This is a genomic window from Bacillus sp. 0209A (genome assembly GCF_036765095.1).
Classification (GTDB): Bacteria; Bacillota; Bacilli; order Bacillales; family Bacillaceae; genus Bacillus; species Bacillus subtilis_G.
Map to the genome: position 1 here is coordinate 468,099 of NZ_JBAIZV010000003.1, position 26,721 is coordinate 494,819.

The window sequence follows — 26,721 nt, forward strand, 5'->3', positions numbered from 1 at the left end:
CTCCTCTTGAAACATCAAGCCCATAAGCAATCATAAAAATGACCCGATAACGCGCGATCGGGTCATTCAGCATTAATTTTGCTTATCGTATGCTTCAATAATTTTCGCAACAAGCGGATGTCTGACCACGTCTGTCTGGTCTAGCTCAATCATAGAAATGCCGTCTATTCCTTTCAGCATCTCCTTCGCTACTGCAAGTCCCGATTTGACGCCTTTCGGCAGATCAATTTGGCTAACGTCACCTGTAATGATCATTTTAGAGCCAAAACCCAGTCTCGTCAAAAACATTTTCATTTGAGCAGGTGTAGTATTCTGTGCTTCATCAAGTATAACATAAGCATCATCAAGCGTCCGTCCCCTCATATATGCAAGCGGAGCAATTTCAATGACGCCTCTTTCCATCAGACGTTCTGTATGATCTGCCCCAAGTACATCATGAAGAGAATCATACAGCGGGCGCAAATAAGGATCTACTTTCTCTTTGAGGTCACCTGGCAGAAAACCAAGGCTTTCACCAGCTTCCACGGCAGGTCTTGTTAAAATGATTTTTTTGATATGTCCGTTTTTTAAAGCATGGACTGCTTTTACGACAGCCAGGTATGTTTTCCCGGTCCCCGCCGGGCCGATGCCGAATACAAGGTCATTCCGCTTCATGGCAGCCACGTATTCCCGCTGTCCCATCGTTTTTACACGGATTGGTTTGCCTTTTGCGTTTTTAGTAATTTCTTCTTCATACATGCTTTCAAAGTAATCAAGTTCATTCTTTTTTGCCATTTTGACGGCGTAAATCACATCACGTTCAGAGATCTCTATCCCCTTGCGAATTAAAGCGAGGAGAGATCCCAGCAGGCTATCTGCAACCTGAAACGAATCTTCATCGCCTGAAACGTAGATCGTTTCACCGCGCGTAATGATATTCACATTCAGATCTTTCTCCATCAATTTCAAAAAAGAATCTTGGTTCCCGAACAGTGCAAGCGCCTCGTCCGGGCTTTTCAGTTTTTGATTCATCGCAAGTAAATGTTCTGTCATTCTTCAGTCTCCCTGACAATAGGTGTGGTTTGAACGATATCTTCTATAACTTGGTAAAGAATAATCAACTTTACTTTACCATTCTCGACAGTATGGTGCAAAACTTTTTCACTTTTCACCTCGCCGTTTTCGCCTATTTTATTCTCTACATCCTGTTTACCCATTTTAATGCCTTCTTGAACTGCTTCTTCTTTCGTATATTTTCGCAAAGCCTCTTCACTTTCTCTCGTTTGCTCTTTGATATAGGATACAGGGAGCTTAAATCCGAGAAAATTAAGCGAATGCTTTTCTTGTTCTGTTTTTGGGTGCTTCAATTTCTCTTTTTTAAACGTTATGCCCCAGATCGGGATGGCCAAAGAGCCAAAAGAAAGCTTGTGCTTTGTCCTTACTTTGCCCGTGTAAACGTTAAATAATGTTTCAAGCGGAACCGTCACTTCAGATTTGTACCAGGTTTCTCCGTAAATTTCTGCTTTTGAGGCGACTTCCTGCTGATGCTCTTCACTGCCGATCAGTCCTGAAACAAGCAGCTGCCCCTTTTCTACATGATCGTGTATTGCGGCCATTGGCTGTCCTTTTTGCACAAACATTCTTGTAATGGTTGCTTTCTTTTTGGCGACAATATCGCGCGGGCTTACATACTTTTCTTTTTCAGGCTCATTTTTCTCCACGACTTTCATATGAATGGTCGTCCCCTTTAAATCAACACCGACCCAGGTGATATTGTCTATTCCGTTGGTTAACGATTTTTGTATTTTTTCTGGAGACATCATTAAAAACTGCAGACGACCCTTTTTAACGCCGATTTCATTCAGATGCTGCATCATTTGATGTTCCGTTTCAGGCTTAGCGCCTGTCACATCAATTTTCCACACCATATTGGAAAGCAAAAACAAAAGGATGAAAAACATTGCAAAACCGATCGTAAACCCTATATTCAGCTTTGATTTCAGCAATAAGAAAGGAAATCCCTTCCGATTAATAAATCGGGCTTTACATTTAAATTTTCTTCTCACCCGCCGAAAGGCATGTACATCCTGAAGCTGTATATATAACGATACGGCTTCTTTCTTTTTTTTGACATGAAAGACTGGAATCCCCTGTCTAGTGCATTCATTCAGGAGCCGTTCAATCCCTCTTCCCGTCAATTCAAGCTGGACCTTACCCGAAAAAAAAGACAGCCATTTATTTTTCACAACATTTCCCCCCCGGCTTTATGACTCAACATATCGAACGACATCAATCGTACCCTCCAAAAGAATTTCTTCCGGAAGAATCGCCTTGATGACAAAATTTTTTCCTGATATGATGCACTGGCCCTGCTTTAGCATCAGCCTCACTTCATTCTCACTGAAAAGCAAAAGGCCTCTGTGGTTTTCTATGTAGATATGAAGTCTGCCAACCATTGTAATCCGCGGCAGATCCATCATAACGTCCGGGGGAATTTCCAATGCTCTTGTCAGCCAAGCTTTCACACGATTCTTTCTTTGCCCCATACAAAAAGAACCCCCTTTCATCTCATATGTATGATTTGAAAGGCGGTTCTAACACTTTAATTTTTACGGGCCGTGCGCATCGTATGGTGAGGTTTTTTTGCCCTTGGAGGTCCGAATACCTCCCCTAAGACGATCCCCTGTACCACAGTGTCTTTATTAACCTGAAGCATTTTTTGTTTTGTGTATACTGCTTTTTGTTTAACTGCAGTAAGATCACGTTCCATCCCTTTCAGGTTTCTTTCTGTTTCCCTGCGTCTTTCTTCCGCTTCCCGTCTTGCCTGTTCTATGCGGTTAGGAATAGGTACAGGAGCTTCCTCAGACTGCTTCTTTTGAGGAGAAGCCGTTTGCACCTGCTGAGGTTTTTTCCTGTTTTGGCTGTTTTTATTTTCCTCTTTGCTCTTTTTACCGAAAATCATAGATATGATTCCGATAACCACTGCGATAATGAGCGGATTGGTCAGTATATCTTCCATCAGCGTTCTCCCTTCTTAGAGAGATTATGATTTACTGTCTTCATCAGACGAATCTTTCGTCAGCTTGCCGAATGAATCACGCATGTCTGTGTCAGCATCAATATTTTTGATATTCATGTAGTCCATGACGCCAATATTCCCTTCACGCAAAGCTTCTGCCATCGCAAGCGGCACTTCCGCTTCGGCTTCTACCACTTTCGCTCGCATTTCTTCTACGCGGGCGCGCATTTCCTGTTCTTGAGCGACAGCCATCGCACGGCGTTCTTCCGCTTTTGCCTGTGCGATATTTTTATCAGCCTCGGCCTGATCGGTTTGTAAAATTGCGCCGATATTTTTGCCAATGTCAACATCAGCAATATCGATCGAGAGAATTTCAAACGCAGTTCCTGAGTCCAATCCTTTTCCAAGAACTGTTTGAGAAATCATGTCAGGGTTCTCAAGCACTTTTTTGTGGCTTTCGGATGAACCAATTGTAGAGACAATCCCTTCTCCGACACGGGCCACAATGGTTTCTTCCCCTGCTCCCCCAACAAGACGGTCGATATTCGCTCTTACTGTAATTCTCGCTTTCGCTTTTACTTCAATCCCGTCCATAGCCACACCGGCAATGAACGGCGTTTCAATCACCTTAGGATTAACACTCATTTGAACGGCTTCCAATACGTCACGGCCGGCAAGATCGATAGCGGCACAGCGTTCGAATGATAGTTCAATATTGGCTCGCTGAGCAGCGATCAGCGCGTTGACGACTCTGTCAACATTTCCTCCGGCGAGATAATGGCTTTCAAGCTGATTGGTGGCAACATCAAGCCCAGCCTTATGCGCTTTAATCAGCGGGTTCACCACTCGGTTTGGTATAACGCGGCGAAGCCTCATTCCTATCAGAGTGAAAATGCTGATTCTCACTCCAGCTGCTAATGCTGAAATCCAAAGCATAACAGGCACAAATGTAAAAAATACAGCTAAAACAATGATCCCTACTACGACAATAGCCAAAATCATTAGTGTTGATGGATCCATATCAATTCTCCTCGATTCTGTTTAAATTTCTCTGACGACGATGCGTGAGCCTTCCACTTTTACCACTTTTACTTTCTTATCTTTTTCTGTAAACGATCCCTCCGAAACGACGTCAAGGCGTTCATCTTCAATAATAACGGTACCAGCAGGACGCAGCTGTGTAAAGGTTACACCCACTTTACCTATTAAGTCCGTGCGCGTTTGATTTGATACGTAGCCGCTCTCCGTATTTGTAGAATCATTTAATACAAATTTTTTAAAGAATTTCATACGCTTTCCCAACACCCTTGTCAGTAAAATAAAAGCTGTAATAGAGACAGCTGAGGCGATCAAGAGAGAAATCGCCATGACAGTGAAGCTCCCCGCGGCTAAAAATAGGCTTGCAATAATCGCTCCTAAGCCCAGTAATCCAATGATTCCTCCGGGAAGGAAAATCTCAAGCAGGATGAGGATCACCCCTCCTGCAAAGAGAAGAACTGTCTCGTATCCGGCAAGGCCGGCTGCGAGATGCCCGTAAAAGAACAGCAATAACGCGATGAATCCAACCGTTCCAGGGATGCCGACACCCGGGGAAAAAAGCTCCACCGTCAGACCTAAAAAAGCTATCGTCAGCAGAATAGGCACAATAACCGGGTTCGTCAGCCATCTTGCTGTCTTTTCCGTAAAGCTTTCCTTTGCATAACTGATATGCGCATTTTCGAACCCAAGCTTCTCTACGAGTGCGGATAAATTGTCAGCAGTCCCCTCTGAATAGCCTACATCAATCGCCTTACCAGGGTTAAGTGTAAGCAGATCTCCCTTCGGCGCACCAACTTCCTTGGCATCTATATCCGGGTCAGCCATAGCGAGCGCATATTTAGGATCGCGATTATTTTTCACTGCGGCATCCTCCAGCTCTGCCAGCCAAAGTGATTCAGCTTTTTGGTCAGCGGCATTGCCTTTACCGTCAATAATCGCGGCCGCTCCTATTTTTCCGCCGGGCGCCATATAAATATTATCGGCTTGCAGGGCAATATATGCACCAGCTGACAACGCGCGTTTGTTTACATATGCAGTTATAGGGATCTCGCTTTCGGTTATCGAGTCCGCTATATCAATAGCCGATTTGACCAATCCTCCCGGCGTATTGATATCAAGAATAATATGATCTGCATGCGCTTCTTTTGCATCTTGTAACGAACGGGATAAAAACGAGGCGAGTCCCTGTTCGACATTTTTCTCAACCGGGATCACATAAACTGTTTGTTTTTCTGCTTTGGCGTTCAGCTGTACGCCTAATAAAGAAAGTAAAAATATGCTCAAAAGAGCAGCACGGAATCCTTTGGTTTGAAGCAAGGGCAGTGTATCCCTCCTTCCTTTTATAATAAGTGCCTTCTCTTTATACGTAACAATGTATCAAAGGTTTCATTTTTTTATGTATAAAAAAAAGACATCTCTCTTAGAAAGATGTCCTTTTTTACGCCATTTAAGACAATTGATTGCTAACAAGCTTATTAATTAAGCTTCCATCAGCTTTACCTTTTACTTTAGGCATAATTGCACCCATTACTTTCCCCATGTCCGCTTTTGAGCTCGCACCAACCTCAGTAATGGTTTCATTTACGATTGTAAGCAGTTCTTCTTCTGACAGCTGCTCGGGTAAATAAACTTCTAAAATGTCCAGCTCTTTTTGAACTTTATCTACTAAATCTAAACGATTAGCGTTTGAAAATTCCTGGAGGGAGTCTTTACGTTGCTTAAGTTCACGAGAAAGGACAGTGAGTTCCTCATCCTCGGTCAAACTGTCTTTCTTAAGCTTAATTGCTTCATTTTGAAGTGAAGCCTTAACCATTCGAACGACAGTCAGTTTGTCTTTCTCACGGCTTTTCATATATAGCTTCATATCCTGGTTAAGACGCTCAAGAAGACTCATAAATCCACCCTCTTTTAGAATTTGCGTTTTCTAGCAGCTTCAGACTTTTTCTTGCGCTTTACGCTAGGTTTTTCATAAAATTCGCGCTTTCTTGCTTCTTGCAAAGTACCTGTCTTTGATACACTGCGTTTGAAGCGACGAAGAGCATCTTCAAGCGATTCGTTTTTTCTAACGACCGTTTTTGACATTCTCTTTCCCTCCCTCCGAATACACCAATCGACTACCTTTAAGTTACACATATAAACATGTACTTTGACATTATAATATAAGCCATCAGTCAGGTCAACTAAGTGAGTTCACTTTTCCGTCATGAGTACGACTGCCTGTCTATATAATGGTGGAAAGGGGTTGGTGAATAAGATGTTGATTCTGATCGGTTTTACTGCTCTTATATTATTCTTTCTCGCAGGCATGAACATGCTTCGAAAAGGCTTAATTTCAATGGCGTACTCAAAAATTGAAGAACGATTGCTATTTTTTACGGACCATCCGTTAAAAGCGTTCCTGATCAGTATTGTATTTACAGGGATTCTTCAGAGCAGTTCAGCCTTTATGGTCATTGTCATCGGTTTTGTAAGCGCGGGCGTCCTTCCTTTTAAACGGACAATACCGATGATTCTCGGAACAAATGTCGGATCTACCTTTACAACTGAATTTATCGCCATCAAAATGGATGTTTTGATTTGGATTCTTTTGATTGGCGGTTTATTGTTTTTTCTGACTGGCAGGTATCCCTTAAAACAGTTGGGAACAAGCCTCCTCGGACTCGGCATCATCTTTTTTTGCATCAGCGGGTTCAGCCACCTTGCAGGACCGCTTACAAAACTGAAAACGGGAGCCGACATTTTATACCACGTTAACGATTCAAACTGGTCCGCTTTGCTCATCGGTATGGTGCTAACTGCCATGATTCACTCAAGCTCCGTTTGTATCGGCATTTTGATGAGTTTTATGAATGAAGGCATTATCGGACTGACACAGGCGATGAGCGTCGTACTCGGGTCAAATATCGGGACTTGCATTACAGCTGTCATGGCTGCTGTATCCGGCGGATATGCGGCGAAACAGACAGCGTATGCCCATGTGGTGTTTAACATGCTGGGCGTGGCTCTCATATTTCCTTTTCTGGCGGCAGCGACCGGCTTTGTAGAACAGTTATCAGTTGACCCTGCACAAAGGATTGCGCATTTCAGTCTTTTATTTAATGTGGTGACAGCTTTTTTATTTCTTCCGCTTACAAACTTGTTTTACCGCTTGATTCACTTTCTTATCCCAGCAAAATAAAAAACCGGTACATTTAATGCACCGGTTTTTAGATTAAGAAGACAAACGCATGTGTTCAGTTATTTCGTCCTCAACAACACGGACGAATTGCCCTTCGTTGTAAGGATAGCCCGCTTTAAGGATTTTGACTTTCACGATTTTGCCGATCATCTCTTCCGTACCTTTGAAAACAACCTTCATATAGTTGTCTGTGTAACCGACAAACATGTTCTCTTCTTCTGTTTCTTTATACGCTTCCTCAGGGATAATCTCAAGCACTTCATTTTCATACTGAGAAGCGTATTCCTTCGCAAGCTGGTCGGACAGAGAAATCAGGCGATGCACACGCTCATTTTTGACGTTTTCATCCACTTGGTTTTCCATTCGCGCAGCCGGTGTACCTGTGCGTTTACTGTAAGGGAAAACATGAAGCTCAGAGAATTTATGTTCTTTAATAAAGTTATAGGTTTCCATAAATTCTGCTTCTGTTTCGCCAGGGAAGCCTACAATGACATCAGAAGTTACAGCTAAGCCAGGCAATGCCTTTTTCAGTTTGCTTAAACGGTCTGCAAAAAATTCCATCGTATATTTACGTCTCATCCGTTTAAGCACAGTGTTTGATCCGGATTGGATAGGAATATGCAAATGATTCACTATCTTATCCGAGCGGTCTAAGACCTCGATCACTTCATCTGTGATTTGGCTGGCTTCGATTGAAGAAATTCTGATCCGTTTAACGCCTTCAACACGAGTGTCTAATTCTCTCAAGAGCTTAGCGAAGCTGTAATCTTTCATATCTTCGCCATAGCCGCCTGTATGAATACCGGTAAGAACAATTTCTTTATATCCGGCATCGACAAGCTGCTGCGCTTGTTTAATGACTTCTTCAGGATCGCGGGAGCGGAGCAGGCCGCGCGCCCACGGAATAATACAGAATGTGCAGAAATTATTGCAGCCTTCCTGTATTTTCAATGACGCTCTTGTCCGGTCCGTGAAAGCAGGCACATCAAGCTCCTCATACACTCTTGCTTTCATGATGTTGCTGACACCGTTAATCGGCTGGCGTTCTTCACGGTATTGGTCGATGTAGCCAAGCATTTTTTCCCGGTCCTGCGTGCCAACTACAATATCGACACCAGGGATCGCCATAATCTCAGCAGGTGAGGTTTGCGCATAGCAGCCTGTGACACAGATGACACCGTCAGGATTTTGACGAATGGCACGTCTGATCACTTGGCGGCTTTTTTTATCTCCCGTATTGGTTACCGTACATGTATTAATGACATATACATCAGCTGTTTGTTCAAAGTCTCTTCTTTCGTAGCCCGCTTCTTTGAAAAGCTGCCAGATCGCTTCTGTTTCATAATGGTTGACTTTACAGCCAAGCGTATGGAAAGCAACAGTTGCCATTATTGATCACCTCTTAATAACTCTGTTTGATAAGAAATCGCACTCAACGCGTATAGCGGTGCGGTTTCTGTCCTTAAAATTCTCGGTCCAAGGCCGCCCGGCACACCGTCTTTCTCTGTGAGCCGTTCAACTTCCGCTTCTGTTAAACCGCCTTCAGGACCAAATACGATCAAAAGGGATGATCCTTTCGGAAGGCTGCTTACAACTGCGCTAAATGCGTTTATTTCTCCTTGCTTTGATGACTCCTCGTATGCAACGACACATTTATCGAAATCCTGCATCCTTTGAAGAAGCTGCTGAAAAGAATGGACATCCATCACTTGCGGCACTTCGTTACGGTACGATTGTTCAGCCGCTTCCTTCGCAATTTTCGTCCATCTTTCCCGCTTTTTCTTTGCCTTTTTGTCATCCAGCTTGACAACAGAACGAGCGGCTTGGAAAGGAATGAAGGCATGAGCTCCGAGCTCAGTCCCTTTTTGGATAATCCATTCAAGCTTATCTCCTTTCGGGAGGCCGCTTGCAATATAAACCTTTATCGGAAGCTCTCTGTTTTCATTCGTCCATTCTACCACAAGACAGGACACATGGTCCTTGGAAACAGATTGAAGTTCACACTTTGCCTCAAAGCCGTCCTGAGAGCAGCAGATGATCTGATCACCCTCATTCATTCTCATCACGTTCACAATATGATGAACATCTTCGCCGGTTATCGAAAAAGCCGGCGCTTCCTCCATTTGCTGCTTCGTGAGCTCGATAAAATATCGTTGCATACGCTGTGACACCTACTAACTGTTATTTTTTCGCAATAATGCTGACCCAATCTTCCATTGAAAGGATTTCTACAATGGTAAAGCCGGCTTGCTCCAGTGCTTCTTTTACTTCTTGTTTTTTATGAGCGATGATACCTGACGTAATAAAATGACCGTCTTCTTTTAACAGGCTATACGCTTGTGAAGTAAAGCGAAGAATGACTTCAGCCAAAATGTTGGCAACAATCACATCATGTTCCCCTTCAATTCCGTCTAACAAATTGTTTTGCTTCACTTGAGCAATATCGCTCACTTTGTTCAGCTTGAGATTGAGACGTGCACTTTCTACAGCTACGGGATCAAGATCGTAGGCATGAACCGATTCAGCCTCAAGCATTGCAGCCGCAATACTTAATATTCCTGAACCTGTACCGACGTCAATCACCTTATCACCCTTTTGTACAAAGCGTTCAAGCGCCTGAATACAGAGTACGGTTGTCGGGTGTGTGCCTGTGCCGAACGCCATTCCCGGGTCCATTTCAATAATCAGTTCATCCGTATGGACCGGCGTATATTCCTCCCACGTCGGAACAATTGTAAACTTTTCAGAAATTTTCACAGGATGATAATACTTTTTCCAGGCAGTCGCCCACTCTTCTTCATTCACTTCAGAAATCGTGATATGATTTCTGCCCAAATCAATATTATAAAGAAGCAAATTATTAATCGTTTCTTTAATGCCATCCACCGTTTCGCCAAGAAAGCTGTTGACCGGCAGGTATGCTTTGACAATGACACCCTCGTCTGGATAATCATTGGGGTCGAGCTGGTAGATTTCCCCGTACACATTCTCACGTTCTTTAATTAAATCAAGCGGGTCCTCTATCACAACCCCACTTGCACCAGCTTCATGCAATATATTTGAGATAGGTTCGACCGCTTCATGTGTTGTGTGAATGCTTAATTCGGACCATTTCAAAACTACCAACTCCTCATCCAATAATTAATCGCCTTTAAACGCGCGTTTTACCTTGTCGAAGAAACTCATTTCCTGTTCGTCAGGCAAGTTTCCGCTGACCTCGGCAAATTCGCGGATAATGTCTTTTTGTTTATCTGTCAGGTTTGTCGGCGTGACGACACGGACGACGATATGCTGGTCACCCTGTCCATAGCCTCTGACATTTTGAACGCCTTTGCCTCTTAATCTGAATTTTGTTCCTGTTTGTGTACCGGCTGGAATTTTCAATTTTACTTTTCCATGCAGCGTCGGAACTTCCACTTCATCTCCAAGAGCAGCCTGAGCGAACGTTAACGGCATTTCACAGTAAATATCATCGCCGTCACGCTCGAAGAACTCGTGAGCGCGCACGTGGAACACGACAAATAAATCCCCGGCAGGGCCGCCGTTTACTCCTGGTTCACCCTGTCCCGAGAGACGAAGCTGCTGCCCGTCATCTACACCGGCTGGAATTGTGACGTTGATTTTCTTGCGTTTTTTGACTTTTCCTTTACCGCCGCAATCCGCACATTTATTTTTAATGAATTTGCCCGTGCCTTCACAGTGGTGGCAAACCCGTCTGTTAACGACTTTTCCAAACGGCGTATTTTGCTCCACGTTTAATTGGCCGGAGCCTCCGCAGTGCGAGCACGTTTCCGGGTTTGTTCCAGGTTTCGCACCTGAACCTTTACATGTATCGCATGTTTCCTCACGCGGAATTTCGATGGACGTCTCTTTACCAAAAACGGCATCCTCAAACGACAAAGTCATCGTATACTGCAAATCGGCACCTTGGCGCGGGGCGTTTGGATCTCTTCGTCTTGTGCCGCCGCCGAAAATACTTGAAAAAATATCATCAAAACCAAAACCGCCGAAATCTCCGCCGCCAAAACCGCCGCCGCCGAAGCCTTGGTTAGGATCAGTATGGCCAAATTGATCGTAATGAGACCGTTTTTGATCATCAGACAGCGTTTCGTATGCTTCTTTTACCTCTTTAAATTTTTCATCTGATCCGGCTTCTTTGTTAATATCAGGATGATATTTTTTTGACAGCTTCCGATAAGCTTTTTTAATTTCATCCTTAGAAGCGCTCTTACTTACTCCCAGCACTTCATAGTAATCACGCTTACTCATCTCGCTTCACTCTCCCGAATTTATCACATAAATTAGATTGTATCATTTTGAATTATGATTTTTCAATTCCTTTTATCCCGGGCAAGAAAAAAAAGTCAAAGCCAAGAGATGCCTGACTTTGACTTTCTAATCATTGAATCAGATTATGAAATGTGTTCTTTTCGGTCAGCCCCGGAAGCGGGACTGACTCGGAAAAGCACTTTATTTTTTGTTTTGGTCGTCGTTTACTTCTTCATATTCAGCGTCAACAACGTTGTCATCCGCTTTGCCTTCAGCATTTGCATCGCCTTGAGCTTGCTGTTGTTTGGCAGCTTCTTCATAAAGTTTCATAGAAAGCTCTTGAACGATTGTTTGAAGCTCATCTTTTTTCGCTTTGATCTCTTCAAACTCGTTTTTCTCAATCGCCGCTTTTAAAGCTTCTTTGGCATCATTGGCTTTTTTCACTTGGTCTTCATCCACTTTGCCTTCAAGATCTTTTAAAGTTTTCTCAGTTTGGAAAACAAGCTGATCTGCTTCGTTTCGGACTTCGATTTCTTCTTTTTTCTTCGCATCAGAGTCAGCATTTTCTTCCGCTTCTTTTACCATGCGTTCGATCTCATCATCAGAAAGACCTGAAGAAGATTTGATTGTAATGTTTTGCTCTTTTCCTGTGCCCAAGTCTTTTGCTCTTACGTTTACGATACCGTTTTTATCAATATCGAAAGAAACTTCGATTTGAGGCACGCCGCGCGGTGCTGGCGGGATATCAGTAAGCTGGAAGCGGCCGAGTGTTTTATTGTCGGCAGACATTGGTCGCTCACCCTGAAGAACATGGATATCAACAGCTGTTTGGTTATCAGCAGCAGTTGAGAACACTTGAGATTTGCTTGTCGGAATCGTCGTGTTGCGGTCGATCAGTTTTGTGAACACGCCGCCCATTGTTTCGATACCGAGAGAAAGCGGTGTAACGTCAAGAAGAACTACGTCTTTTACGTCACCAGTGATAACGCCGCCCTGAATCGCAGCACCAAGCGCTACAACTTCATCTGGGTTTACGCCTTTATGCGCTTCTTTTCCAGTTTCTTTTTTGATTGCTTCTTGTACGGCAGGAATACGAGTTGATCCGCCGACAAGGATGATTTTGTCGATTTCGCTTGCAGAAAGTCCTGCATCTTGAAGCGCTTGACGGACAGGGCCCATTGTACGCTCTACTAAATGGGAAGAAAGCTCTTCGAATTTAGCGCGGGTTAATGTCAGTTCAAGGTGAAGCGGTCCTGCTTCTCCAGCTGTGATGAACGGTAAAGAAATTTGCGTAGAAGATACGCCGGAAAGATCTTTTTTCGCTTTTTCAGCTGCGTCTTTCAAACGCTGAAGCGCCATTTTGTCTTTTGACAAATCAATGCCGTTTTCTTTTTTGAATTCAGACACAAGATGATCGATGATGACTTGGTCAAAATCGTCACCGCCGAGACGGTTGTCACCGGCAGTTGAACGAACTTCGAACACACCGTCGCCAAGCTCAAGGATTGAAACGTCGAAAGTACCGCCGCCAAGGTCGTATACCAGGATCGTTTGATCTTCATCTGTTTTATCAAGTCCGTATGCAAGCGCTGCTGCAGTCGGCTCATTGATGATACGTTCTACTTCAAGACCTGCAATTTTACCAGCGTCTTTTGTCGCTTGACGCTCAGCATCGTTAAAGTATGCAGGAACTGTGATCACTGCTTTTGATACTGTTTCGCCAAGATAGCTTTCAGCGTATGATTTAAGGTGTTGAAGGATGATAGCAGACACTTCTTGAGGAGTGTAATCTTTCCCTTCAATTTCAACTTTATAATCAGTACCCATATGGCGTTTAACAGACATGATTGTATTAGGGTTTGTGATAGATTGGCGTTTAGCCACTTCCCCTACTTGGCGTTCACCGTTTTTGAATGCAACAACTGATGGCGTTGTGCGGTTTCCTTCAGCGTTAGCAATAACTTTAGGCTCGCCGCCTTCAAGCACTGCCACACATGAGTTTGTTGTTCCTAAGTCGATTCCGATAACTTTACTCACTTGAATAACCTCCTGCTATGTAATTATTGATTCACTTTGACCATGGAAGGGCGAATGACGCGATCCTTCAGCTTATAACCTTTTTGCATTTCTTCAACAACAATGTTGGAGCCGTAATTTTCATCTTCAGCCTGCATAACGGCTTGGTGCAGATTAGGATCAAATTCCTGCCCTACAGCTTCGATGGCTTCCACGCCTTCTTTTTTCAAGGCTTCTACGAGCTGACGGTGGACCATTTCCATTCCCTGAAGCAAACTTTTCGTCTGTTCATTGTCGGCTTCAACCTGCAGCGCTCTTTCAAAGCTGTCAAGTGCCGGCAGCAAATCAGCGACGATATTTTGAGAACGGTATTTTTGGGACGCTTCCATTTCTAAACGGCTGCGTCGTTTATAATTTTCAAAGTCTGCTTGAACACGCAAAAGTTTGTTTTCTTTTTCCTCAAGCAAACCTTGCAATTCGTTCATTTGATTTTGAAGAAGTTCGCTATCATTTGTTTCTTTCTGCTGTTCTTCAGCGGCAGCTTGTTCCTCAATGACTTCTTGCTCTTCTATTTCGTTTTGTTCAATGGTTTGTTTTTCTTCTGACATTGTGTTCACCTCCCTCAAAGTGTAAGAAGAAGGGCGGGTGCTGCCCTTCGATAAAATTTGCCAAAATTCCCTTATTCATCATACAAACTTGTCAATGCTTTTGACAAGTCCGAAGTCACATGCTGAAGCAGACTGACAACCCTGGAATAATTCATGCGGGTCGGGCCGATGATCGCAATTGAGCCGATCTGCTTCTGATCAACAGAATAAGAAGCCGTAATCAGACTGCAGTTTTCCATCTCTTCATAGTCGTTTTCTTTCCCGATTTTAATCGAAATTCCCGTGTGCGGGGATTGAACCAGCTTTAAAACATCCTGTTCTTTTTCGATTAATGTGAGCAACGATCGCACTCTGGTGATATCATGGAACTCCGGCTGGTTCAGCATATTGATTTTTCCGCCAAAAAACAATTTTTCAACGTGGCTCGTAGAATGAAAAGTTGAACGAAGCGCGTCAAGTATATTGTCATAGTTCTTAATGTGCTGTCTTAAATACATGACGACTTCCTTAAATATGTGCTCATTCAGTTCATCCATTGGAACGCCGCTTAAACGGCTGTTCAGTATATTCACCAGTTTTTCAATATCAGACAGATCCATTTTGGCTGGAAAATTAATCGTTTTGTTTTCCACGTGCCCTGTATTGGTAACAAGAATTGCTACCGCCTTATCAGGCTGAATCGGTATGATTTGAATCTGTTTAAGGTAATTCTCACTCAGCTTCGGCCCGAGCACGATGGATGTATAATTCGTTAAATCGGACAAAATTTGCGCTGATTTTTGAACTGTCTTTTCCAGCTCGAAAATTTTCTCTTTAAAGATCGAGTGGATTTGGTCCATGTCGCTTTTTGTCAATTTGACGGGTGACAGCAAATGGTCAACATAGTACCGGTACCCTTTTTCTGACGGAACACGTCCTGAGGATGAATGGGTTTTTTCTATGAAGCCCAATTCTTCCAAGTCAGCCATCTCGTTTCTTATTGTTGCAGAGCTAAATGTGATTTCATCTTTTTTCGAAAGAGTTCTTGACCCTACCGGCTGCGCCGATTTAATAAAATCATTTATAATGACCTGAAGGATCAGCAGCTGACGATTTGTTAACATCATCATCACCTCTGTTAGCACTCTCAATAAGTGAGTGCTAATTCTATAACAAAAGTATCAAACCACAAGAAAAATGTCAATTATAACTCACCCAAAAAAGCGCCAAAAACTTCATTACCTAATAATTTCCCCTGATGAGTCAAGTAAACGGCAGACTCCGAATGGTGAATCAGCCCTTTTTCTACGAGGTCTGTTAATACGCTTGGGAACAGTTCATCAAGGGAACGGCCGTATTTTTCTGCAAATCGTTTTTTGCTGACTCCGGCTGTTTTTCTCAAGCCCAAAAACATTTCTTCTTCAATTTGCTCTTCTGTTGTCACTACATGAGTATCTCTGTATGGAAAGCCTTTTTCAGCTATCAGGTCAATGTAATGTTTGACAGGTCCGACGTTTACATTGCGTGTGCCGCCGATATATCCGTGGGCCCCGGCTCCAAATCCGAAATATTCCTCGTTGCTCCAATACGTCAGATTGTGCTTTGATTCCATGCCTTGCTTGGCAAAGTTGCTGATTTCATACTGATGAATGCCGTGAGCTTCCATCCGACCCATCACCATTTCATACATTTCGGCTTCCTGCTCCTGCGGCGGAAGATGAAGCCGCCCTTTTTGCATGAGATTATAAAATACCGTTTTCGGTTCTACAATGAGGGAGTACACCGAATAATGCTCAGCATCCAGCGATAAAGCAGTGTCTAAGGAATGATCCAGATGCTTGAGGGCTTGTCCCGGGAGTCCGAACATTAAATCAAGACTGATATTGTCAAAACCGATTTCCCGCGCCCTTTCAAAAGAGGCAAATACATCTTTTTGTTTGTGCACTCGGCCGATTTTTTCTAACAAGTCGTCTTCGAACGTTTGGACACCGAAGCTGAGGCGATTCACGCCTGCTTCTTTTAATATTTTTAATTTCGCTGCGGACAGGTCGTCCGGATTCGCTTCAACCGCAAATTCCGATAATGCGCTTGAGGGCTTCAGCACTCGGATGATGATGTCCATCAGTTTTTTAAGCTGTTCCTCAGACAGAGAGGTCGGCGTGCCTCCTCCGATAAAGATGGTTTTGAGGTCAGGCTGCCCTGTTTTTGCAATTGTATTTATCATTTCCTGTTCGAGCGCGTTTAAATACTCGTCTACAGGCTGGCTTTGAATAAAATATTTATTGAAATCACAGTAGTGGCAAATGTGCTCACAGAATGGGATATGGATATAGGCTGATTTCAATGAATTCACCTTCTTTACAGAAAGAAGCCGCAGTACAGGACTGCGGCGGCTTCTATTTATTTTTTCGGGCTGTCGTCCATTTTCAGGACCGCCATAAATGCTTCTTGCGGCACTTCAACTGAGCCGACCTGCTTCATTCGGCGTTTTCCTTCTTTTTGTTTTTCAAGAAGCTTCCGTTTTCGCGAGATGTCTCCGCCGTAACACTTAGCCAATACGTTTTTACGCATCGCTTTAATCGTAGAACGCGCTACGATTTTCTGGCCGATCGCCGCTTGAATCGGTACTTCAAAGTGCTGACGCGGAATGAGCTCTTTCAGCTTCTCAACGATCACTTTTCCTCGTTCATACGCGTAATCCCGGTGCACGATAAAGGAAAGGGCGTCGATTTTTTCTCCGTTCAGCATAATGTCCATTTTGACGAGCTGAGACGGTTTGTAGCCGATCAGCTCATAGTCAAAGGACGCGTAGCCTTTTGTGCTTGATTTAAGCTGGTCAAAAAACTCATAGACGATTTCCGCTAAAGGCATATCATAGACAATGCTGACACGGTTTGCGTCTAAATATTGCATATCAATAAAATTGCCTCGTTTTCCTTGGCAAAGTTCCATAACAGCGCCGACAAAATCATTCGGCACCATCATTGTCGCTTTAACATACGGTTCCTCGATCCTTTCGATCTTTTGAGGATCAGGCATGTTGGACGGGTTGTCAACAACAACCTTTTCGCCGTCTGTCATATATACATCGTAGATAACACTCGGCGCTGTTGTAATCAAGTCGATTTTGAACTCACGCTCTATCCGTTCCTGAATGATTTCCATGTGAAGCATGCCTAAAAATCCGCAACGGAATCCGAATCCGAGTGCCTGTGACGTTTCCGCTTCATACTGAAGGGAGGAATCATTCAGCTCAAGCTTTTCAAGGGCTTCTCTTAAATCATTGTATTTGGCCGTATCAATCGGATAAAGGCCGCAGTACACCATCGGGTTGAGCTTGCGGTATCCCGGCAGCGCTTCGTCTGCAGGATTGGCAGCGCTTGTTATCGTGTCACCGACACGTGTGTCACCGACATTTTTGATCGCAGCAGTTAAAAAGCCTACATCTCCGACCGTCAGTTCATCTGTCGGAGTAGCTTTTGGCGTAAATACACCGACTTCTGTCACTTCAAATTCTTTGCCGGTTGCCATCATTTTGATTTTTTGCCCCGGCTTTACCGTTCCTTCAACGACTCTGATATAAGCCACGACACCGCGATAAGCGTCATAAAGCGAGTCGAAGATCAGCGCTTTAAGCGGCGCCTCCGGATCTCCAGTCGGTGCCGGCACCTTTTCTACGATCTGTTCTAAAATCTCCTCAATCCCGATACCGGCTTTTGCTGAAGCAAGCACGGCTTCTGATGCGTCAAGACCAATAACGTCCTCTACCTCTTGGCGCACACGTTCAGGCTCTGCGCTCGGGAGATCGATTTTGTTAATGACCGGCAGAATTTCAAGGTCATTGTCAAGCGCTAAGTAAACGTTGGCAAGCGTCTGCGCTTCAATTCCCTGCGCCGCATCCACAACAAGAATCGCTCCTTCGCAGGCAGCAAGACTTCGGGATACTTCGTATGTGAAATCGACGTGTCCCGGCGTATCAATCAGATGGAAAATATATTCTTCTCCGTCTTTTGCTTTGTATTTAAGCTGAACAGAGTTTAACTTAATGGTTATGCCCCGTTCACGTTCAAGATCCATAGAATCGAGCAATTGTTCTTTCATTTCTCGTTGAGTGATTGCCGACGTTTTTTCTAAAATACGATCCGCTAAGGTCGATTTTCCGTGGTCAATATGGGCAATGATAGAGAAATTCCGTATTCTCGACTGCCTCTCTAAACGCTTTTCTTTATCTGTCACAATCTATCACTCCTACTATTAAACGCAAAATACACTAGCTTAGATTATATCAATAGGATTGTTAAGATTCAATGTAAAACAAGAAAGAGAAAAGTTCCCTGTTAATCATGGGCTGCTTTTCTCTTTCACACATCTATTGATTCATATCACGTATCCATTCATACATCGACTGGGCAGTGTTGGTTACGGTGTTCGAAAGCGCTTTTCCGGCTTTAGAGAACATATTGAACGTTTCCACCTGTTCCAGCTCTTTTTGTTTTTCTTCTAAATCTTTCGCCGTGACTGTTTCTCCTAAGATTGAAGCTTCTTTTTCATTATTTTTTCCGTCGGTGAGCGTAAACGCGCCCTTAAGTGAAGGGTCTTGATAGCCTTTCATACTCAGCATTCCGTTATTCGCCTGCTGCATGCCGAACAGCACGCCTAAAAACATGATCGTGACAAGCAGCAAGCATTTGCCAAAGTAAGCAATCAAATCAAACCACCTATTTCTTATTGTTTTTTCGTCTCGCCGCTCTCCGCGTTGACCTTTTCAGCATCCCAGTACATTTCGCTGAATACGTCTGCGGCGGCGTCAGCCGCACGCTGCAGCTCCTCGAGGTTATTATCTACTCCGCCAAATTCGAGCAAAAGCGCTCTGTCGGTTAAATCCTGATTGTATACACCATTATCGCCTGGCGAGCCTTTCGAAAAGACACCTGTGCTGAGTCCAGGGTATTTTTTCTCCATCAGCTTATGGAGCTCGCTTGCAATTTTATAGTTTTCTTCGAAATTTTTGCTTTTTTTGCCGACGACAAAGGCCACCCGGGCATAACTTTTCCCTTTAATCGTTGCCGTCGTATCTTTCTTTCGCCGTGAATCTCTATGAATATCAATGATATATTGCAGATTTTTGTTTGATCCGAGCGCCTCTTTGACGACCGGCCTTGATTCATCATACGATCTGGCATAGTTTAAGCCTTTTTTGTTCAGTTTTGCCTGTATATCGGTTTTATTCACTGTGGCTCCAATGCCTTGGGATTCAAGCGCCTTTCCGAACATAGCTCCTACGAGCGTGACGTTGGCTTTAGAATGGCGTGCCATATCAGGATCAGTCTCGCCTTTTAATAGAGGGAGATATGATTCCGTGTTGTGCGTGTGATAGATAAAAACGACCTTTTTATCACCGGTTGTTTGTTTCGGCGGATCTTTTTTCGCACGATCTGATTGTGTTTGCTGTTTTTCAATCTCTGCCAGGTTCGCTTCTCTTTCTTCCTCCATCACCTTAGACGGCGGCGGCGATTCCGCCGGCATATTCGTATAATCCGTGCCTTGTCCAGCTAACAGAATCTCGGTATCAAATTGTGCAAACCCCGGCAGCTCCCGGCCGAGAAAGCTCCGCGGATCTTCAAGGTTGATGCTTGTCGCCAGCTTTAAAGAAAGACGCGAAAGATGAAATGAGCTGTCGGTTTGAGAAAGGTCTGAAGCGAAATAATGGTTCTCCATCCGCAGCAAGTGTGCAAACACGTCACCCGGCATTTCTTCAGTAATCCCGTAAAAAGAGTCAGACGACGGCCTGAGTTCAGGCCGGAGAGACGTCAGCACACCGGATAGAACAAAAATCACGATAAGGCTTACGATAAATAGAAAGATGGCTTTTACCGCTTTCCCGCCATTTACCGCAACAACAATTTGTCTGTTTCTGCGTTTATTTCTCATTGAATCCCTCCAGCGCTTGTCTAGTAATAACTCTATGAACAAGCTAGAGGAAGTAGAACAGTTTAGTGATTGTAGGAGCCTTTGTTTTCTTGTGACACTTTTTCATGAAGCGCTGTGTTTAATCCGTTCGCCAGCACATTTGCCATATCGTCGATGAATGAATCAACTTCCTTCGGCGTAACCATTAAGTTGTGCCCTAAAGGTGAAAGCACCTCGTGAATGAGCTGCCGTTTTTCATCCTCTCCAAGGGTACCAACAATTCCGAGAAATGATTGACGCTGCTTTTGATCGGGAAGATCTTCTTCAGTGAGCACTTTCTTTTTCCCAAACGTCATGCCTGCCGGAACAAGAGATCTTGACGGCCTGTCATCTTTCATTTCTCTTCCAAAGTGTTTTAATATGTAGTCCACCGTGTCGCTGGCAATCGTCACCGCGTCAACGACTGTCGGCACTCCGATTGCAATCACCGGTACGCCAAGCGTGTCTTTGCTTAAATCTTTTCGTTTATTCCCCACACCAGATCCCGGGTGAATGCCTGTGTCCGATATTTGAATGGTTGTGTTAACCCTTTCCACCGCCCGTGCCGCCAATGCATCAATGGCAATGACAAAATCAGGCTTCGATTGCTCAATCACACCTTTAATAATGTCGCTTGTTTCGATTCCCGTAATCCCCATAACACCAGGCGCAAATGCGCTGACAGGCCTGTAGCCCTCCTGCACGTTTTCCGGCTGAAGCTTAAACAAGTGCCTTGTGACCAATAGATTTTCTACAGCCATCGGACCCAGCGCGTCAGGGGTGACGTTCCAGTTGCCGAGCCCGACGATCAAACAGCTCGCATCTTTTGTGATATTAAGGCTTTCAAGGAAAGCCGAAAATTCCTCCGCGAAGACAGCAGAGACCTTTTCCTGCATTTCCGAATCATTCTCTCTGATTCCTTGCGCCTCAAGCGTTAAATAGCGACCTTCTTTTTTTCCTGAGAGCTCCGCGCCTTCCTTGGTAATATCAACAGTGCGGATTTTAATGCCGCCGCGATCGCGTTCTTTTTCAATAAAACCTTTAATTTCTTTTGCCGGCACAGCCTGCTGATTGGCCATCGCTTCCTTCGTTTCAACTGCTAAATCGGTACGTATCAAATACTGATTAACATCCAGTTCACTCTTTTTCATACAGGGGCCTCCTTCACATTCAGTACCTATATTGTTGCCATTTGCTGAATGAATCATGCTAAAAAGAGATCCTTCAATGAAAAATACTTTACATTTATATTGCAATCTAAAGGTGTGTTTGATAGAATACAATTTGTTCTATTGTGAAGAAGATTTAACCTTAAGACACTGTGCTACAGGTTGTATCTTAGGAGGTGAAACACATGCCAAACATTAAATCAGCGATTAAACGTACAAAAACAAACAACGAACGCCGCGTTCATAACGCGACAATCAAATCTGCTATGCGTACTGCAATCAAACAAGTTGAAGCTTCTGTTGCTAACAACGAAGCCGACAAAGCGAAAACTGCTCTTACTGAAGCAGCTAAACGTATTGATAAAGCAGTGAAAACAGGTCTTGTACACAAAAATACCGCATCTCGTTACAAATCAAGACTAGCGAAAAAAGTGAACGGACTTTCTGCATAATATAAAAACGATCCTCAATCATGGGGATCGTTTTTTTCATTTCTTTTTAACAGCTGTAAAAGGAACAGTTCGAGCAGGAGCTGCTTGTCCTTTTTCCCTGTTTTCATCTCGTAGTCCATGACGGCAAGCTGTTCAATAATTGACCGGAGCTCGGCCTCTGAAAAAAGCCTTGCTTGATCCATTGCCAGCTTTACCCGGAATGGATGGACTTTTAAATTAGAAGCGATTTGCTTTTGTCCGTAGCCTTGTTCCGCGAAATACTTTGTTTGCAGAATCAGCCGGAACTGATTCGAAATAAGCGCCATGATTTTGATCGGTTCTTCATTTTGTTTGAGCAAATCATAAAAAATTTGCAGGCTTTCTGTTCGTTTCCGGTTGACGATTTTATTGATCAGCTCAAATATATTTTGTTCAAGGCTTCTCGCTACAAGCATTTTCACATCATCCAGCGTAATTTCTTCACGATCTCCAATAAACGTGCAGAGCTTCTGAATCTCCTGAAAAATCGATGACAGATGTCCATTCACAAGCAGAACCAAATGCTCCGCCGCTTCAGTGCCGATTGTTTTCTGCTCGGTTTTTGCAAGGTTGACAGTAAAATCTGTCGTCTCCTTTGCGTTTAATTCCTTTGCCTCCATCATAAACGAGTGCTTCTTTAATGCTTTCGTCAGTTTTTTCCGCTCATCCAGCTTTTCATACGGGGCAAGCAGGACAAAGACCGTATAAGGCGCAGGCGATTGTAAATATGATTCAAGCGCGCTGACGTTATGCTCAATTTTTTCTTTTTTCTTTTCACCTGTTAAAAAATATGGATTTTTCACAATAACAAGACGCCGCTCCCCCATAAACGGAAACGTTTCAGCATCTGCAATTGCTTTGTCCAGCGGTTCCTCTTCCAGATCAAAAACGGATAGATTGAAATCCTTTGTTTCCTGATCAATGACCGCCTGTCTGATCCTGCTAACGGTTTCCTGCAGCAGATACGTCTCTTTTCCGTATAAACAATAAACCGGATGGACATCTCCTTTGCTCAGGCTTTTCCACACATCAAATACCATTGTTGTACGACTTCCTCTCTTTCATCATCCCCTTCTATCCTAAATTGAGTTTGCAAAATAGTAAAGAGGAAGCCTGACTGCTGCTTCCCCATTTATATTAAACGCCTGATCGCAAGCCCCCGGGACAGCTTGTAAAAAGGCGATAATCACCAGAACAGAAAACGTTACCTTAGCTTCTAGATTTTTCAAAACAATTCCATTATACTTAAATCAGTCAGGAGGGATTAAATTGAATGATTTTGAAAAAAACGTTCAAAGCAAACGAAATGATGCTGTAGATTCAGCTGTTGGTTTTGTTGTGTCCTTCGGATTTTTCGCCTTCTTGTTTGTCATGGCAACGGTTATTCACCTGGTTGGTTCATAACAGCGACTGCCCGGGCTGCTGATTTCTCGGCAGTCTTTTTTTAGTTCGTCTCTGTTATTCTGATGTATCATATGGGGGATAGACAGAAAAGGTTCCAACTCTGTTTTTATATCTATATTGGATCGTTCCGCTTTGATCGGTGCGCAGCACGCGGATGGAATGTCTCTGTAATATTTGCAGAACTTCTTGATGGGGATGATGGTACCGATTGTTTTCCCCTGCTGAGATAATGGCCGTTTCCGGCTGAAGCTGTTTGATGAAATCTTCACCGGTAGAGCCTTTGCTTCCATGGTGCCCCACCTTTAACACGTCTGCTTTTAGATTCGGAAACACGCTCATAACTTCCTGTTCCCCTTCTTTCTCCAGATCACCTGTCAAGATCCAGCTCATACCGCCCGTTTTCATCCACAGAACGAGAGAAGAATTATTTTTGCTTGCCGGATCAGGTCCGTCCGGTGACAGTACATAGAACTGTAAATCCTTTATTTGCAACACATCCCCTCGCTTCAACTCTTCAATTGACACTCCCTCCACTCTGGCTGCCTGCAGCACTTTCTCATCCTTAGGTTCAGAAACGAACCCTTTCGGAATCACGAGGCGCTTCACTTTATGATGCTTCAGCAGAGTCTCCGCCTCTCCGATATGATCTTGGTCAGCGTGCGTGAGAATTAACGCATCAAGCTGTTTGACCCCCTTAGCGGTTAAAAACGGAATCAGCACCTTTTCCCCGAGTGAAAACGGATGCTGTTTTTCCCGCCAAGGCTCTGACGAATAAGACAAAGTGCCGCCAGTATCAATTAAAACATGCCCCCGCTGATGCGGAGCACCTACATACATGCTGTCACCCTGCCCAATATCAATCATATCGACCTCTCCTTCAGAACTAAGACGAGGATATATAAAGAGAAGACAGAACATCGCGCAGCAAATGCCGCCAGTTACCATCAGCTGAGAGAAAGAGCGTTTTTCAATCGCCATAAACATTAGAATGATTGTGACCGTGAATAAAAAGAGCAGAATAGGTGCGGGACGTGCAATGATAATTGTGAATACATCAATATCTGCGATTCTTGTGATCAGCCTGTTGGTCCAGCTCATCAAGAAATCAAACCAGCTGAAGAACCATCGGCCAGCCGAAGCGGAAAGGATTAATAAAAAAACACCTGCTATAGTCCCCGGCAAAACACAGAATGTATAAATAGGAACAAGCACCATGTTCATCAGTACGCTGATCATAGAAAACTGCTGGAAATGATGCAGGAGAATGGGAAGTGAACCCAGCTGAGCGATCAGTGATACCATTGTCAGCTGACCTAAAGAGGTTTTAACATGCTGAAAAATAGAAGAAGATAGAATTAAAGAAAAACTCACGGCGAATGACAGCTGAAAACCGGCTTCAAAGAGATGGTAAGGATTGAAGAGCAAGAGGACGATGTATGAAGTGCAGATTGCCCTCGCAGCATGCACACGCCATTTAACGAGACTTCCAGCTAAGTAAATTCCCGATATCAGAGCGGCGCGCAGCACTGAAGGAGCAGCGCCTGTCAACATCACATAGAGCGGCAGAAATAACAGCAACAGGATTGACGCCTTTTCTCTTGTTATCCCAATACGGATCATGATATAAAACAAGCCGGCTGTCAAAATGCCGACGTGGAGTCCTGAAATCGCCAAGAGATGGACGACACCAAGCTTTTGATACGCGTTAAGCACCTCGGCTTCCACGTAAAATCTGTCTCCTACTATAAGAGCTTGTACGATTCCTGCCGAATCAGGAGGCAGCAGGCTGTTTGTGAATGACACGATGTCTTTTCTTAAACTGAGCAGTTTATAACTGACATTTACAGGTTCGCTGCACTTTTGAATAGATGTAACAGAATAGTTCCAGTGAATATGCTGCCGGTAAAGATATTCGTTATAATCAAATGCGCCCGGCACGGTTGCGTGTTTAGGTTCTTCCAACGCACCAGTCCATTCACATGCCATTCCTGGCTCTAGATATGACAGCTGATCTTTTTCTTCAGCAGACTGAATGCGGTACGAGGCGGCCCATTTTTCGCCATCAGGCGTCTTAACCACCATAGACATACGGTCGCCGTCAATTTTTGGAATGCTGTCAATTACTGCCTTGGCTTGATAGGTGCCCCGCTGATATACAGAGACATTCTTGGAATCTACGACTACATACAGTGAAAAAAACAATATAAAAGAGAAGAAACAAACCAAAATGAGAACAGCGTGTCTCGTTTTGATTAAAATGATGAGGAGAAAGAGGAAGAAAAGAAAAACAGCGGAGAAATAAGCGGCGGCAGTAATTCCAGCCGTTGCTGAAGCTGCCGCCAAAGGCAATAACAAACGCGAATTACGCATTCATCACACGTAGCTCGTGAAGAGTGTATTCGCCTGTTCATGTATCTTTTTCAAATCTTCCTCTGCAAGACCCGCATCCGCCAGTTTCTCTAAAAGACCCGCTATAAATGAAAGCTTTTCCCTGTTTTTCAGATCAACGATCATTTCATCGAGTTCAACCTGTTCAACAGTTACACCCGCCTGTTCAAATAATTCCTGTGCGTACGGATTCGTTTTGTAATCCTCAGCATAATAAACCGTTTTGATACCCGCTTGAATGATAGATTTACAGCATTGTATGCACGGATAATGCGTCACATAAATCTCCGCTCCATCAGTCGGCACCCCGAACTTAGAGCATTGAAGAATCGCATTCATTTCAGCGTGAATCGTTCTTGCGCAATGGTCATCTATCATGAGGCAGCCTTCGTCTGCACAGTGCACGCCGCCCGCGATTGACCCATTATACCCTCCTGCAATCATGCGTTTGTCTCTGACTATAGTAGCGCCGACAGACAATCTTGGGCAGGTGCTGCGCAGCGCCAGTAAATGGCTTTGAGCCATAAAGTATTGATTCCATGAAATTCGTTCCACGTTGTTCCCTCCAAATGTTGTGTTGCCTGACCTTTAGTTTACCTATCATTATGCATGACCGTCAAATCACTTTACTGTAATGGAAGACTTTATTTTCTCAAGCGACTTCTCACCGATTCCTGAAACTTTAGTGAGCTCTTCAATTGTCTGGAAACGCCCGTTTTCTTCCCGGTATCCAATAATAGCTTCAGCCTTTGATGGCCCCACCCCTGAGATGCCTTGTAATTCCTCTAAGGTTGCTGTATTGATATTTACCGGTGCTTCCTTCCCTCCATCGCTTTTCACAGCGCCTCCGAATCCTTGCTGCATTGTTGTCTCTTCTCCCTTTTTCGGGATGTACACCACTATCCCGTCCTGCAGCAGCTCCGCCAAATTCACTTGCATTTCATCTGCTTGTTCACCGGTCCCGCCCGCTTTCTCAATCGCCTGAGATACTCTGTCCCCTGTTCGCATTTCATACACGCCAGGATGCTGAACAGCACCCTTTATATCAATCACAATGGTATCGTTCTCGTCTTTTACCGCCTCCTGCTTTACCTCCGTATTTTCTGTCTCAGTTGATACAGCCTGCTTCACCGGCTCTTTGTTTTCCCCGCTGGCCAAAACGAAAATAACCGCTATGAAAGCAGCTGCAGAAGCCGCTAAAATGATTGCTTTTTTATGCAGATACAACCAATTCATCGTGCATGTTCCCCGCTTT

The 26,721-nt window shown here is 44.0% G+C and carries 27 protein-coding genes and 1 pseudogene; 3 read left to right on the plus strand and 25 right to left on the minus strand.

The window, feature by feature from the left end:
* Positions 1–72: 72 nt before the first annotated feature.
* The 8 genes from V6D44_RS13160 to rpsU form a co-directional block, all read right to left on the minus strand.
* Positions 73–1,032: a PhoH family protein gene (locus V6D44_RS13160; protein WP_087990758.1), complete on the minus strand. Its 960-nt coding sequence runs from the start codon at positions 1,030–1,032 to the stop codon at positions 73–75.
* Positions 1,029–2,225, minus strand: coding sequence for a sporulation protein YqfD (gene yqfD / locus V6D44_RS13165; protein ID WP_087990759.1), 1,197 nt, complete (start codon positions 2,223–2,225; stop codon positions 1,029–1,031). The genes V6D44_RS13160 and yqfD overlap by 4 nt, the downstream gene beginning before the upstream one ends.
* Positions 2,226–2,243: 18 nt before the next feature.
* Positions 2,244–2,525 carry a sporulation protein YqfC gene (gene yqfC / locus V6D44_RS13170; RefSeq protein ID WP_003237082.1) on the minus strand — a complete coding sequence of 94 codons (282 nt, stop codon included), beginning with the start codon at positions 2,523–2,525 and terminating at the stop codon, positions 2,244–2,246.
* A gap of 56 nt (positions 2,526–2,581) precedes the next feature.
* Positions 2,582–2,998, minus strand: coding sequence for a hypothetical protein (locus V6D44_RS13175; RefSeq protein WP_087990760.1), 417 nt, complete (start codon positions 2,996–2,998; stop codon positions 2,582–2,584).
* 24 nt (positions 2,999–3,022) lie between these two features.
* Positions 3,023–4,018, minus strand: a complete 996-nt coding sequence (gene floA, locus V6D44_RS13180) for a flotillin-like protein FloA (protein WP_087990761.1) — start codon at positions 4,016–4,018, stop codon at positions 3,023–3,025.
* Positions 4,019–4,039: 21 nt separating this feature from the next.
* On the minus strand, positions 4,040–5,353 hold the full coding sequence (locus V6D44_RS13185) for an NfeD family protein (RefSeq protein WP_202327137.1): 1,314 nt from the start codon (positions 5,351–5,353) through the stop codon (positions 4,040–4,042).
* A gap of 130 nt (positions 5,354–5,483) precedes the next feature.
* Entirely contained in the window at positions 5,484–5,930 is a 447-nt protein-coding gene (locus V6D44_RS13190; RefSeq protein WP_087990762.1) for a GatB/YqeY domain-containing protein, read from the minus strand.
* Positions 5,931–5,944: 14 nt separating this feature from the next.
* Entirely contained in the window at positions 5,945–6,118 is a 174-nt protein-coding gene (gene rpsU, locus V6D44_RS13195; protein WP_003152957.1) for a 30S ribosomal protein S21, read from the minus strand.
* Positions 6,119–6,290: 172 nt separating this feature from the next.
* On the opposite strand from rpsU, the gene V6D44_RS13200 reads away from it, so the two are divergent.
* Positions 6,291–7,214 (plus strand): Na/Pi symporter, encoded by a 924-nt coding sequence (locus tag V6D44_RS13200; protein ID WP_087990763.1) that lies wholly within the window; start codon positions 6,291–6,293, stop codon positions 7,212–7,214.
* A gap of 33 nt (positions 7,215–7,247) precedes the next feature.
* Here V6D44_RS13200 and mtaB read toward each other — a convergent pair whose 3' ends face one another.
* The 12 genes from mtaB to gpr all read right to left on the minus strand — a co-directional run bounded on the left by mtaB (position 7,248) and on the right by gpr (position 21,186).
* Positions 7,248–8,603: a tRNA (N(6)-L-threonylcarbamoyladenosine(37)-C(2))-methylthiotransferase MtaB gene (gene mtaB / locus V6D44_RS13205; RefSeq protein WP_087990764.1), complete on the minus strand. Its 1,356-nt coding sequence runs from the start codon at positions 8,601–8,603 to the stop codon at positions 7,248–7,250.
* Entirely contained in the window at positions 8,603–9,373 is a 771-nt protein-coding gene (locus V6D44_RS13210) for a 16S rRNA (uracil(1498)-N(3))-methyltransferase (RefSeq protein WP_087990765.1), read from the minus strand. Before V6D44_RS13210 ends, mtaB begins: the two co-directional genes overlap by 1 nt.
* Before the next feature lie 22 nt (positions 9,374–9,395).
* Positions 9,396–10,331, minus strand: a complete 936-nt coding sequence (gene prmA / locus V6D44_RS13215; RefSeq protein WP_253268425.1) for a 50S ribosomal protein L11 methyltransferase — start codon at positions 10,329–10,331, stop codon at positions 9,396–9,398.
* 24 nt (positions 10,332–10,355) lie between these two features.
* On the minus strand, positions 10,356–11,483 hold the full coding sequence (gene dnaJ, locus V6D44_RS13220) for a molecular chaperone DnaJ (protein WP_087990767.1): 1,128 nt from the start codon (positions 11,481–11,483) through the stop codon (positions 10,356–10,358).
* Positions 11,484–11,684: 201 nt separating this feature from the next.
* Entirely contained in the window at positions 11,685–13,520 is a 1,836-nt protein-coding gene (gene dnaK, locus V6D44_RS13225; protein WP_148962094.1) for a molecular chaperone DnaK, read from the minus strand.
* A gap of 23 nt (positions 13,521–13,543) precedes the next feature.
* A complete protein-coding gene (gene grpE / locus V6D44_RS13230; RefSeq protein ID WP_087990769.1) occupies positions 13,544–14,107 on the minus strand; it encodes a nucleotide exchange factor GrpE in 564 nt (187 codons plus the stop codon).
* A gap of 71 nt (positions 14,108–14,178) precedes the next feature.
* Positions 14,179–15,210, minus strand: a complete 1,032-nt coding sequence (gene hrcA / locus V6D44_RS13235) for a heat-inducible transcriptional repressor HrcA (RefSeq protein ID WP_148962096.1) — start codon at positions 15,208–15,210, stop codon at positions 14,179–14,181.
* Positions 15,211–15,290: 80 nt separating this feature from the next.
* Complete coding sequence (gene hemW / locus V6D44_RS13240) at positions 15,291–16,430, minus strand: radical SAM family heme chaperone HemW (RefSeq protein ID WP_087990771.1); 1,140 nt, start codon at positions 16,428–16,430, stop codon at positions 15,291–15,293.
* A 56-nt stretch (positions 16,431–16,486) separates the two neighbouring features.
* Complete coding sequence (gene lepA, locus V6D44_RS13245; protein ID WP_087990772.1) at positions 16,487–18,322, minus strand: translation elongation factor 4; 1,836 nt, start codon at positions 18,320–18,322, stop codon at positions 16,487–16,489.
* Between the two features lie 133 nt (positions 18,323–18,455).
* Positions 18,456–18,794, minus strand: a complete 339-nt coding sequence (locus V6D44_RS13250; RefSeq protein WP_087990773.1) for a YqxA family protein — start codon at positions 18,792–18,794, stop codon at positions 18,456–18,458.
* Between the two features lie 17 nt (positions 18,795–18,811).
* Positions 18,812–20,017, minus strand: a complete 1,206-nt coding sequence (gene spoIIP, locus V6D44_RS13255; protein WP_087990774.1) for a spore autolysin SpoIIP — start codon at positions 20,015–20,017, stop codon at positions 18,812–18,814.
* A gap of 62 nt (positions 20,018–20,079) precedes the next feature.
* Positions 20,080–21,186, minus strand: a complete 1,107-nt coding sequence (gene gpr / locus V6D44_RS13260; protein WP_087990775.1) for a GPR endopeptidase — start codon at positions 21,184–21,186, stop codon at positions 20,080–20,082.
* A 203-nt stretch (positions 21,187–21,389) separates the two neighbouring features.
* Here gpr and rpsT point away from each other — a divergent pair, with 203 nt between their 5' ends.
* Positions 21,390–21,656 carry a 30S ribosomal protein S20 gene (rpsT, locus tag V6D44_RS13265; protein ID WP_087990776.1) on the plus strand — a complete coding sequence of 89 codons (267 nt, stop codon included), beginning with the start codon at positions 21,390–21,392 and terminating at the stop codon, positions 21,654–21,656.
* 14 nt (positions 21,657–21,670) lie between these two features.
* On the opposite strand, the gene holA is transcribed toward rpsT, so the two are convergent.
* The gene (gene holA / locus V6D44_RS13270) at positions 21,671–22,714 is read right to left on the minus strand and encodes a DNA polymerase III subunit delta (protein WP_333516576.1); all 1,044 of its coding nucleotides are present in this window, start codon (positions 22,712–22,714) and stop codon (positions 21,671–21,673) included.
* A 39-nt stretch (positions 22,715–22,753) separates the two neighbouring features.
* Positions 22,754–22,903, minus strand: a complete 150-nt coding sequence (locus tag V6D44_RS13275; RefSeq protein WP_141113374.1) for a hypothetical protein — start codon at positions 22,901–22,903, stop codon at positions 22,754–22,756.
* Positions 22,904–22,943: 40 nt separating this feature from the next.
* Here V6D44_RS13275 and V6D44_RS13280 point away from each other — a divergent pair, with 40 nt between their 5' ends.
* Positions 22,944–23,078 carry a YqzM family protein gene (locus V6D44_RS13280; protein ID WP_003229983.1) on the plus strand — a complete coding sequence of 45 codons (135 nt, stop codon included), beginning with the start codon at positions 22,944–22,946 and terminating at the stop codon, positions 23,076–23,078.
* A 40-nt stretch (positions 23,079–23,118) separates the two neighbouring features.
* Here the strand turns inward: V6D44_RS13280 and V6D44_RS13285 are convergent.
* The 3 genes and pseudogenes from V6D44_RS13285 to V6D44_RS13295 all read right to left on the minus strand — a co-directional run bounded on the left by V6D44_RS13285 (position 23,119) and on the right by V6D44_RS13295 (position 26,702).
* A pseudogene (locus V6D44_RS13285) lies at positions 23,119–25,448 on the minus strand (DNA internalization-related competence protein ComEC/Rec2).
* Positions 25,449–25,451: 3 nt separating this feature from the next.
* Entirely contained in the window at positions 25,452–26,021 is a 570-nt protein-coding gene (locus tag V6D44_RS13290; protein ID WP_087990779.1) for a ComE operon protein 2, read from the minus strand.
* Positions 26,022–26,087: 66 nt separating this feature from the next.
* The gene (locus tag V6D44_RS13295) at positions 26,088–26,702 is read right to left on the minus strand and encodes a helix-hairpin-helix domain-containing protein (protein WP_087990780.1); all 615 of its coding nucleotides are present in this window, start codon (positions 26,700–26,702) and stop codon (positions 26,088–26,090) included.
* Positions 26,703–26,721: the final 19 nt, after the last annotated feature.

Bases quoted from the DNA above. Each gene is read 5' to 3' on its own strand.
- V6D44_RS13160 (WP_087990758.1), bottom strand. From the start codon at position 1,032: ATGACAGAACATTTACTTGCGATGAATCAAAAACTGAAAAGCCCGGAC.
- yqfC (WP_003237082.1), bottom strand. From the start codon at position 2,525: ATGGGGCAAAGAAAGAATCGTGTGAAAGCTTGGCTGACAAGAGCATTG.
- V6D44_RS13175 (WP_087990760.1), bottom strand. From the start codon at position 2,998: ATGGAAGATATACTGACCAATCCGCTCATTATCGCAGTGGTTATCGGA.
- floA (WP_087990761.1), bottom strand. From the start codon at position 4,018: ATGGATCCATCAACACTAATGATTTTGGCTATTGTCGTAGTAGGGATC.
- V6D44_RS13190 (WP_087990762.1), bottom strand. From the start codon at position 5,930: ATGAGTCTTCTTGAGCGTCTTAACCAGGATATGAAGCTATATATGAAA.
- rpsU (WP_003152957.1), bottom strand. From the start codon at position 6,118: ATGTCAAAAACGGTCGTTAGAAAAAACGAATCGCTTGAAGATGCTCTT.
- V6D44_RS13200 (WP_087990763.1), top strand. From the start codon at position 6,291: ATGTTGATTCTGATCGGTTTTACTGCTCTTATATTATTCTTTCTCGCA.
- mtaB (WP_087990764.1), bottom strand. From the start codon at position 8,603: ATGGCAACTGTTGCTTTCCATACGCTTGGCTGTAAAGTCAACCATTAT.
- V6D44_RS13210 (WP_087990765.1), bottom strand. From the start codon at position 9,373: ATGCAACGATATTTTATCGAGCTCACGAAGCAGCAAATGGAGGAAGCG.
- dnaJ (WP_087990767.1), bottom strand. From the start codon at position 11,483: ATGAGTAAGCGTGATTACTATGAAGTGCTGGGAGTAAGTAAGAGCGCT.
- grpE (WP_087990769.1), bottom strand. From the start codon at position 14,107: ATGTCAGAAGAAAAACAAACCATTGAACAAAACGAAATAGAAGAGCAA.
- hrcA (WP_148962096.1), bottom strand. From the start codon at position 15,210: ATGTTAACAAATCGTCAGCTGCTGATCCTTCAGGTCATTATAAATGAT.
- spoIIP (WP_087990774.1), bottom strand. From the start codon at position 20,017: ATGAGAAATAAACGCAGAAACAGACAAATTGTTGTTGCGGTAAATGGC.
- gpr (WP_087990775.1), bottom strand. From the start codon at position 21,186: ATGAAAAAGAGTGAACTGGATGTTAATCAGTATTTGATACGTACCGAT.
- rpsT (WP_087990776.1), top strand. From the start codon at position 21,390: ATGCCAAACATTAAATCAGCGATTAAACGTACAAAAACAAACAACGAA.
- holA (WP_333516576.1), bottom strand. From the start codon at position 22,714: ATGGTATTTGATGTGTGGAAAAGCCTGAGCAAAGGAGATGTCCATCCG.
- V6D44_RS13295 (WP_087990780.1), bottom strand. From the start codon at position 26,702: ATGAATTGGTTGTATCTGCATAAAAAAGCAATCATTTTAGCGGCTTCT.